This window comes from Paenibacillus xylanexedens (assembly GCF_017874615.1).
In the GTDB taxonomy this organism is placed as follows: domain Bacteria; phylum Bacillota; class Bacilli; order Paenibacillales; family Paenibacillaceae; genus Paenibacillus; species Paenibacillus xylanexedens.
In genome coordinates this window covers 39977-49431 of record NZ_JAGIKV010000038.1, presented here as the reverse complement: position 1 = coordinate 49431, position 9455 = coordinate 39977, and the positions used below count along the sequence as shown (strand labels likewise).

The window sequence follows — 9455 nt, the reverse complement described above, 5'->3', positions numbered from 1 at the left end:
TAGCGCCGATGGTACTTGGACCGCAGGGTCCTGGGAGAGTAGGACGCCGCCAAGCGAAGAACCACTGCCGATGTTATTCGGTGGTGGTTTTTATTATATAGTTATATTATGCAGTATGGGATTAAAATACAGATTGAATTTGGTAATTTATCAGCACAATAGGATGTATACAGGTAACGTTATTCGATACGAATTGACGTTTTTTTGCGTAATACCTAGACTTGTCCGCTCTGGAAAAACAGTTGTGTTCATCAGGCAATACACCTGATATAACCAAGTACTTTTCCTTGACAGTCTAAATATCGCTTTGCTAAGATGGCAATAATAAATTTTTCAGAAAACGTATTTTCGGCATAAAATACAGCCTGGAATCTTCGGGTTTTGGACCGTAAAGCTGAGCAAACATAAGGAGGAACACTTGCGTGTGGGAAGATAAATTTGGTAAGGAAGGCCTCACCTTTGATGATGTATTGCTAGTGCCACGGAAATCCGAGACACTGCCTAAAGAAGTAGATGTATCTATTCGTTTGAGCGATACTGTAAAGCTAAATATTCCTTTGATTAGTGCGGGTATGGACACGGTAACTGAAGCGACATTGGCTATTGCCATTGCACGTGAAGGCGGTATCGGTATTATTCATAAAAATATGTCGGTTGAACAACAGGCAGAAGAAGTAGATCGTGTTAAGCGTTCGGAGAGTGGCGTAATTACAAACCCGTTCTCACTTACGGCAGATCATCTGGTATCTGATGCGGAAGCAGTAATGGCGAAATATCGGATCTCCGGTGTACCTATTATTGAAGGAGATCAGAAGCTGGTTGGTATTTTGACCAACCGCGATTTGCGTTTTATCCATGATTACGACATCAAAATTAGCGAAGTCATGACTCGTGAGAATCTGGTTACCGCTCCTGTAGGCACTACACTACAAGAAGCTGAAGGTATCCTTCAGAAGCACAAGATTGAAAAACTTCCATTAGTTGATGAGTCAAACACGTTGAAAGGTCTTATCACGATTAAAGATATCGAGAAAGCCATTCAATTCCCTCATGCAGCCAAAGATGCTCAAGGCCGTTTGTTGGTTGGTGCAGCGATTGGTATTTCCAAAGATACATTTGAACGTGCAGATGCTTTGGTACAAGCTGGTGTCGACCTGATTACGGTAGACTCGGCTCACGGACATCACATCAATATCATTGAAGCTGTACGTCAGCTTCGTGAACGTTTCCCTAGTCTGACCATCGTTGCAGGTAACGTCGCTACTGGCGCAGCCACTCGTGACCTGATCGAAGCAGGGGCTTCGGTAGTCAAAGTGGGTATTGGTCCAGGTTCGATTTGTACAACACGTATTATCGCTGGTATTGGTGTACCTCAAGTAACTGCAGTCTACGATTGTGCAACAGTGGCACGCGAATATGGAGTTCCGATTATCGCCGATGGCGGAATTAAATATTCTGGTGAAATTACGAAGGCACTGGCTGCAGGCGCACACGCGGTGATGCTGGGAAGTTTGTTTGCCGGCACAGCAGAAAGCCCGGGAGAAACTGAAATCTTCCAAGGACGTAGCTACAAAGTATACCGCGGTATGGGTTCAATGGCTGCAATGAAACAAGGTAGTAAAGATCGTTACTTCCAAGATGATGACAAGAAACTGGTTCCGGAAGGAATCGAAGGTCGTGTCGCTTACAAAGGACCATTGTCTGATACGATCCACCAACTGATTGGTGGTCTGCGTTCGGGTATGGGATACTGTGGTACAAGTAACTTGGAGCAACTTCGTAACGATACAGGCTTTATCCGAATTACAGGTGCGGGACTGCGCGAAAGTCATCCGCATGATGTACAGATCACAAAAGAAGCACCTAACTACTCGTTGTAATCTGAAGAGAGTTAATCATTTCCAGGACAGACTCGGTGATTTTCACCGGGTCTGTCTTTTTTTGCAGATACCCCTGTGATAGAATAGAATAAGCGGTGACGATCCATGGGTGGGTTAAGGCGTTGCGGCGGCTATTTGACGTGAATATATGAATATGGTTTTGAAAAGCAAATGCAGTGCCAGACAAGGCTGCCAGTTAAACAGAAGCGCGGACGTCCTTTTACATAAGCATTCGCAAAATGCGGACTAAGTGACAATCGATAACGAACTTTAGGAGCAATAATATTGCTCGTTCGATACAGCGCATATAGCATACATCTCATACATCAAACACGCAGGTTAGGGAACAAGAAAATCGCAGCATAAGCTGCACTGAAGCAATTAACAATGCTTTGGATCGAAGGGAGTATTCATCATTGAAAGCCAAACACATGAATAAAAAGAAACGCCAAATGCTCAAAAAGAGCGTAGCCTCGGTAATGCTAATTAACATGCTTTGCATGTCTGCAGTAATGCCGGTCATGGCTGCTGCGGACAACTCCGGTCAGGTTCTGACTGCTGCGGCAACAACAACGAAGACGGAGAAAGCTGTACAGGTGCCTGGGGTAGACTCGCTTGGGCTTGAAGTTAGATCAGCGGTGCTAATGGAGGCTTCAACAGGGCAGATTCTACTGTCTGTTGATGCGGATAAAGCGATGCCACCTGCCAGTATGACCAAGATGATGACAGAGTACATTGTCGCAGAACAAGTCAAACAAGGGAAATTTGGCTGGGACGATATTGTACCTGTTAAAAAGAATGCTGCACAAAGTGTCGGATCACGTATCTTCCTGGCGGAAGGTGACGAGCACACAGTTAAGGATCTTTATATTGCTATGGCTGTTGGCTCTGCCAATGATGCTACGGTTGCTTTGGCTGAGTATGTTGCGGGTTCGGAAGAAGCTTTCGTGAAAATGATGAATGATGAAGCGAAGCGTATGGGCATGAAGGATACGTTCTTCATTAACTCTTCGGGTCTCGATCGAGCAGATATGCCTGCCGACTTCCGTCCAGCTGAAGATAAAGAAACAGTAATGTCCGCTCTGGATGCTGCGATTCTGTGCAGATATATCATTATGGATCACCCGGACTACACAGAATTTACAACGATTCAATCCTACAAGTTCCGTCCCAATGATAAAGCTCCAATTATCAATTACAACTGGATGCTGGAAGCGAATAAAAATATAACCAATTTCAAAAGCTATGCCTATGAAGGTCTGGATGGAATGAAAACAGGCCATACCACGAACGCAGGTAATAACTTTACAGGTACAGCAGAACGTAACGGTATGCGTCTAATTAGTGTTGTTATGGGCACAGATTCGGAATCCGCACGTTTCAGAGAAACTAAAAAGGTATTGGACTATGGATTTAACAACTTTGAAGTGAAACAGGCTGTCGCAGGCAAGACCAAAGTGACGGGCTGGGAGGCGGTACCTTTGAAAAAAGGGAAAGAAACAACCGTTCCTGTTGTAACAGATAATGCGGTAAGTTTCGTTGTTCCCAAAGGTACTCAGAACCTGGATGTGACGTTCAAAGCTAACGTAACTGAGGCTGACAAGTTGGTAGCACCACTCAAGGCAGGTACGAAGGTTGGTACGGTAACGTACACGTATAAAGCAGAGGGAATTGAGCCACAGGAAAAAACAGTGAACTTGATCACTGCTGAAGAGGCTGAAAAAGGCGGATGGTTCCGTTTGTTCTTCCGTGCTGTGAAGGATTTCTTTGTGGATCTTTTTGACGGGATTAAAAACCTGTTTTAGTCCATAACAAACTTCATGGAAAGAGTATGATCATGATTTTAATGCTCACATGGTCATATCCTTGACAAAATACAAGTTATTCCGACCGGATGGATTGTATATTTACATTTTTTCCGGTAAAATATCAAGTTAGAATTCACGTATGATGAAGTAAAAAAGTACAATGTTCGTTTACCGTATGCAAGATCGTGGCTGGTAAGAGAAGGGGAATGAGCGTATGAAGATCGGCGTTTTAGCACTTCAAGGAGCTGTCACAGAGCATATTCGAAGTATTGAACGTGCTGGAGCAGAAGGTATAGCTATCAAGCAGGTTCAGCAATTGGAGGACTTGGATGGTCTTATCCTTCCTGGCGGGGAAAGCACGACGATTGGTAAACTGATGCGCAAGTATGGGTTTATGGATGCCATTCGGGCGTTTGCTGCTGAGGGCAAACCGGTATTTGGTACCTGTGCTGGCTTGATCGTTATGGCTAAACACATTGCAGGGCAAGAAGAAGCTCATTTGGAGCTAATGGATATGACTGTATCCCGAAATGCATTTGGACGGCAGAGAGAAAGTTTTGAGACGGATTTGCCAGTCAAAGGCATTGAGGAAACGGTAAGGGCTGTATTTATACGGGCACCCTTGATCGAGAGTGTCGGAGACCAGGTGGAGGTTCTCTCCACATACAAGGATGAGATTGTTACGGCTCGTCAGGGACATTTGTTGGCTTGCTCCTACCATCCGGAATTGACGGATGACTATCGTCTACATACTTATTTTGTAGACATGGCCAGATCCTACAAACACAAGGTAGACTCTAAATAATGCATGATGTACAACCTATGATCTCCCGGTCATCGGATCACTTCACCAGAAGCCGTGTAAGGCCACTGGTTGGCAGTTGCATCTGAACGGATGCCTAATGTTGCCTGTATCTGCTTCATAGCGGGAATCGCAGCGGAGGGTGACAAGGGGGATATAGGTTGTTTTTTGGGTTACAGGTTCCGATAAGTATATAGTAAGGTGTATACAGTAGAGTTTTGAGAATGGATTTAACATAAGGCTTCACGTTGTGAGGTTATTTAGGAGGGGTATATCGTGCTTGATGTGAAAATATTGCGGAATGAGTATGCACGTGTAGAAGAAGCATTGACTAAACGTGGCAAATCGCTGGATCTTATCGCTGGATTTACCGAGATGGATGCTAAGCGTCGGGAATTGCTTCAAGAGAGTGAAACGCTGAAGAGCCGTCGAAATACAGTTTCCGCAGAAGTTGCTAGACTGAAGAAGAATCGTGAGAACGCTGATGATCTGATTGTGGAGATGCGTGAAGTCTCTGATCGAATCAAAGCCATGGACGAGGAAGTTCGGGAACTGGAAGTGAAGATCAATGATCTCACAATGGCGATTCCGAACATTCCTAACGAAAGTGTACCTATTGGAGCTTCTGAAGACGACAATGTTGAGATTCGTCGTTGGGAAGAGCCGAAGTCATTTACTTTTGCACCAAAAGCACACTGGGAAATTGCGCAGGATCTCGATATTCTTGATTTTGAAGCGGCTGCCAAAGTAACAGGTTCCCGTTTTACCTTTTATAAAGGTCTGGGCGCACGTCTGGAACGTGCATTGATTAACTTCATGATGGATCTGCACAGCGATCAACATGGATATGAAGAGATTCTGCCTCCATACATCGTTAATCGGGACAGCTTGTTTGGAACAGGTCAACTGCCTAAGTTCGAAGAAGACCTGTTCAAGTTGAAAGATACCGAATATTATCTGATCCCTACTGCTGAAGTTCCGGTAACGAACTATCATCGCGAAGAGATTCTGAATGTAGATCAATTGCCGAAGCATTTTGTGGCATACAGCTCTTGTTTCCGTTCTGAAGCCGGTTCGGCTGGACGGGATACACGCGGCTTGATTCGTCAGCATCAATTCAACAAAGTAGAGCTGCTCAAGCTCTCTACTCCGGAGACTTCGTATGAAGAGCTGGAGCAAATGACTCAAAATGCGGAGCGTGTTCTTCAATTGTTGGGCTTGCCGTATCGCGTCCTGACATTGTGCACGGCAGATATGGGCTTCACCTCAGCTAAAACGTATGATATTGAAGTATGGTTGCCTGAGAGCAATACCTATCGTGAGATTTCTTCGTGCTCCAACTGTGAGGACTTCCAGGCACGTCGTGCCAATATCCGTTTCCGCAGAGAACCAAAAGCGAAACCGGAATTTGTTCATACATTGAACGGATCAGGATTGGCTGTTGGACGGACGGTAGCCGCTATCCTGGAGAACTATCAACAGGAAGATGGTACGGTTGTCATTCCTGAAGCATTGCGTCCTTATATGGGCGGTGCAAGTGTGATTGCACGTCGCTCTTAAGTAAGAGTTAGCTAACCATCCTCATCAAGGGGAATACAAATTCAATCCGTCATTTCGGAATGGCGGATTGGAGTGTTTTGTATAACTGAGGCAGTTGTCTGATAAGGGATCATCAATTTTCATATAAAAAAGTTGCATTATAATGTCGAGATGTGGTATGATACTTTTTGTGGCAAGTTTATAAAAGTTAATTTCCCTGGAGAGGTACCGAAGCGGTCATAACGGGGCGGTCTTGAAAACCGTTAGGGGGCAACTCCACGTGGGTTCGAATCCCACCCTCTCCGCCATATTACACTTATAACAAGGATTCGAGCGATCTCGCTCGGGTCCTTTTTTGCGTTGTGAGTTTGTCCAGCGTAGTGAGCATACAGGTTGGTGACCGATGTATACGTTGCTCAGTACAACTTTATATTTTGAATAAGGCTAATATGTATAAAAACATCTTCATCGCCGCACTTTATAAGAGTGGAGGTGGTAAGATGAACCGCGAGTTAAACATCGATCAGACAGAGCTTGTAGGGGCTTGGCAAGAACGTTTGCCTCAAGTCCTGAATGTTGGAGACCAGGCTCAGGTAATGGCCGATGAAGCCGATCAGCAGGCGATTCGGATACACATTGCTACAGCAGGGCACGAGATGTACTCTTTTGATTTCAAATGTGCATATGTCGATTCCCGTGAAGTCAGCGTACAGCTGATTGATGTGGAACGGGATGGACGAACGACGGATGAGCGTACAGAACCGATTCAGGAACTGGCTCACGATTATACACGGCACATTCATGAATGCGCCCAGTCGTTACAATCCCAGACGAGATAATAGCCTGAAATCTGAAGGAGTGAACTCAATTGACTAAAGCCAAAGCGGGAGTAGACAAAAACCTGCAGAGTGTAGTCGATGATCTGGAGCAGCCTGCCGTAAACAGTCATCATGCCCAGCAAATTCAGCAAGATATTAATGATCGCCGTCATCAGGATGCACTGAATCATGACAAAACGGAAGATAGGGACCCATCCCATTCCTAACAATGATGAGGGGGCAATAATATGAGCAAACCAAAAACAATTCCCGTACCGGAAGCGCAAGCATCCGAACAGCATCGTCATTCATCCAAACGCTCTTCCATGCAGGAACCATTATCCGGTTCCAAAAAAGTAAAAAATCAAAATCATGTGGATCATTTGAATCCTCAAGGTTAATAGAAGAAACAGATTCACGCAAAAGTCCCTTGTTACCTAACAAGGGGCTTTTGCGTATTCATACATATATAAAGACAGGCACATGCTTATTCCCAAAGCTGACATAGGTCTTTGTAGCCATTTTAAAGAGGAAAGATCACATTTTTCCCAAATTAGGTTTCGGTATCTGGTGATATGGTATATCATTGATATTGAATTACTTTTTTTTGGGGTTATCACGAGAGGAGAGAAACAAATGACTAAACGTATGGGGGCGCTTCTTCTCACGTTGCTGTTGACCGTATCTATGGCATTAACAGCATGTAGCAGCAAGCAGGAACCAAAAGAGGCATTGAAGACGGCTGCGGCCAATGCTTCCAAATTGACTTCGTATGAAATGAGTTCTAATTTCACTATTAATGAATTGAGCTATAAACCTGGGGATGCTTCACAAACTGATCCTACTATGACTCAGTTTATGAGCATGCTGAAGGATGCTCAGTTGAATGTAACAGGTGTATACCAAAGTGAGCCAATGCAGACCGAGATGACTCTTGGCATCGAGCTTAAAGGCGACATGGGTATGACCTTTAACATCCCAATGGTGATGACGGCAGAGAAACTCTATGTGAAAGTGCCGAATATTCCGTTCTTCCCGATTCCGGAGAATGTTGTTAACAAGTTCCTTGAGCTGGACCTGAAAGAACTGGCTGAGCAAGAGGGTACAGAATGGAACCCTGATGCTATGGACGCAGCCAAAACGCAAAAGCTGAGCAACGAAGTTATGGACGCAGTGCTGAGCGAGTACGATCAAGCTAAATTCTTCAAAAATCTAGACACCAAAGATGCAAAACTTCCTGAAGGTGTAGATGCGAAGCAGGTTGTACAATTCTCGGTGAATAATGACAATGTTAAAGAAGCAGTTACTGTACTGGTAACAAAAGCTATGCCTAAAGTATTGGATATTCTGTCCAAAGAGGAATATCGTGAAATGCTGCAAATGGATCAGGCTGATATCGACAAAGCTAAAGAAGATCTGAAGATCACTGAAGCAGATCAGGCTGAAATGGCTAAAGACTTGGATAAATTGAAAGATGTTCTGACAATCAACCAATTCAACATCGATTTCGCATTGGACAAAAACGACTTCCCTGTATATCAAAAGATGGTCGCTGATGTGCTGATCAAGCCAGAAGGTACAAAAGACGAAGTGAAATTGGCATTTACCGGTTCCAATACGTACACCAAGATTAATGAAAAAGCAGCATTCAAAATCAACATCCCTACTGGCGATGACGTAATTACTATGCAAGAGTTCGAAGAATTGATGAACGCTTCATACGGATACTAATCTCGCTGAGTTCAAATCAAACCGTTTGTTATTCAAGTGGAGGATAATCTCCTTCCGCTTGGGTACAGGCGGTTTTTTTTGTTAGACAGCGCAAGAGGGGATATCCGCAAAATAATTGATCTTTGAAGTTGAATCGTGGCTGGTGATATATACAAATAAAACCGCACTCTCTCCTACATAACTAGGGTAGTGCGGTTTTGAATATTAAATTTGTATATAGTTAAATTGGGAATACAGACAGCTTTATTGGGAAGCTTCTAAATCAATTAATTCGTAAGTTCGTCCAAGTCTTCAGCAAGTACAGCATAGATCTGATGATCCTGATATTTGCCGTTGATCTTGAGGTATTTGCGAGCAGTACCTTCAAACTGGAATCCGTTCTTCTCCAGAACGCGCTGTGAACCTTTGTTGGAGGGCAATACTGCAGCCTGAATCCGATTTAACTTCAGCGCACGGAAGCCATAAGCTGCGGCCAGTTTAACCGCTGCTGTCATTCGTCCGCCACCCTGATAATCTGGATGGATAAAGTAACCCATATCCGCATAATTGGCAACGCCTAATACGACATTGTTGATACTTACTTGTCCAATTAGCAGGCTGTCTTTAATAGTATAGATTCCAAATTGATATCCTGTACCATCTTCTGCTGCCTTGACCCGATCCTCAATCCGCCGAGTCTGAGCATCCAGTGTATAGAACTCATCGTCTCGCACGGGTTCTACAGACTGGTATGGGACGCGTGTGATCTGAATCAGGTCCAGATAGGACTGTGTATCCTGGGGTGTGAGCAACCGAAGGCTAATGCCATTGGCTGTATCATAGAGTGTTAGTGCCATTACAGCACACTTCCTTTCTAAATTGGGATGTTTGTAGTCGG

General features: G+C 44.3%; 9 protein-coding genes and 1 tRNA gene. 9 read left to right on the top strand and 1 reads right to left on the bottom strand.

Annotated features, from left to right (window positions below):
• Positions 1-422: 422 nt before the first annotated feature.
• The 9 genes from guaB (at position 423) to J2Z28_RS29670 (ending at position 8578) form a co-directional block, all read left to right on the top strand.
• Positions 423-1880 carry an IMP dehydrogenase gene (gene guaB, locus J2Z28_RS29710; RefSeq protein ID WP_211085591.1) on the top strand — a complete coding sequence of 486 codons (1458 nt, stop codon included), beginning with the start codon at positions 423-425 and terminating at the stop codon, positions 1878-1880.
• Positions 1881-2296: 416 nt separating this feature from the next.
• On the top strand, positions 2297-3685 hold the full coding sequence (locus J2Z28_RS29705) for a D-alanyl-D-alanine carboxypeptidase family protein (protein WP_211085590.1): 1389 nt from the start codon (positions 2297-2299) through the stop codon (positions 3683-3685).
• Between the two features lie 217 nt (positions 3686-3902).
• Positions 3903-4493, top strand: a complete 591-nt coding sequence (gene pdxT, locus J2Z28_RS29700) for a pyridoxal 5'-phosphate synthase glutaminase subunit PdxT (protein WP_211085589.1) — start codon at positions 3903-3905, stop codon at positions 4491-4493.
• Positions 4494-4766: 273 nt separating this feature from the next.
• The gene (gene serS / locus J2Z28_RS29695; protein WP_017691327.1) at positions 4767-6050 is read left to right on the top strand and encodes a serine--tRNA ligase; all 1284 of its coding nucleotides are present in this window, start codon (positions 4767-4769) and stop codon (positions 6048-6050) included.
• 198 nt (positions 6051-6248) lie between these two features.
• Positions 6249-6337, top strand: a tRNA-Ser gene (locus tag J2Z28_RS29690).
• Between the two features lie 192 nt (positions 6338-6529).
• Entirely contained in the window at positions 6530-6868 is a 339-nt protein-coding gene (locus J2Z28_RS29685) for a hypothetical protein (RefSeq protein ID WP_036607297.1), read from the top strand.
• Positions 6869-6897: 29 nt separating this feature from the next.
• Complete coding sequence (locus tag J2Z28_RS29680) at positions 6898-7074, top strand: hypothetical protein (protein WP_211085588.1); 177 nt, start codon at positions 6898-6900, stop codon at positions 7072-7074.
• A 21-nt stretch (positions 7075-7095) separates the two neighbouring features.
• The gene (locus tag J2Z28_RS29675; protein ID WP_036607296.1) at positions 7096-7248 is read left to right on the top strand and encodes a small acid-soluble spore protein P; all 153 of its coding nucleotides are present in this window, start codon (positions 7096-7098) and stop codon (positions 7246-7248) included.
• Between the two features lie 235 nt (positions 7249-7483).
• On the top strand, positions 7484-8578 hold the full coding sequence (locus J2Z28_RS29670) for a hypothetical protein (protein WP_036607295.1): 1095 nt from the start codon (positions 7484-7486) through the stop codon (positions 8576-8578).
• Between the two features lie 266 nt (positions 8579-8844).
• Here the strand turns inward: J2Z28_RS29670 and J2Z28_RS29665 are convergent, their stop codons facing one another.
• Positions 8845-9414, bottom strand: coding sequence for a GNAT family N-acetyltransferase (locus J2Z28_RS29665; protein ID WP_211085587.1), 570 nt, complete (start codon positions 9412-9414; stop codon positions 8845-8847).
• Between the last annotated feature and the right edge of the window lie 41 nt (positions 9415-9455).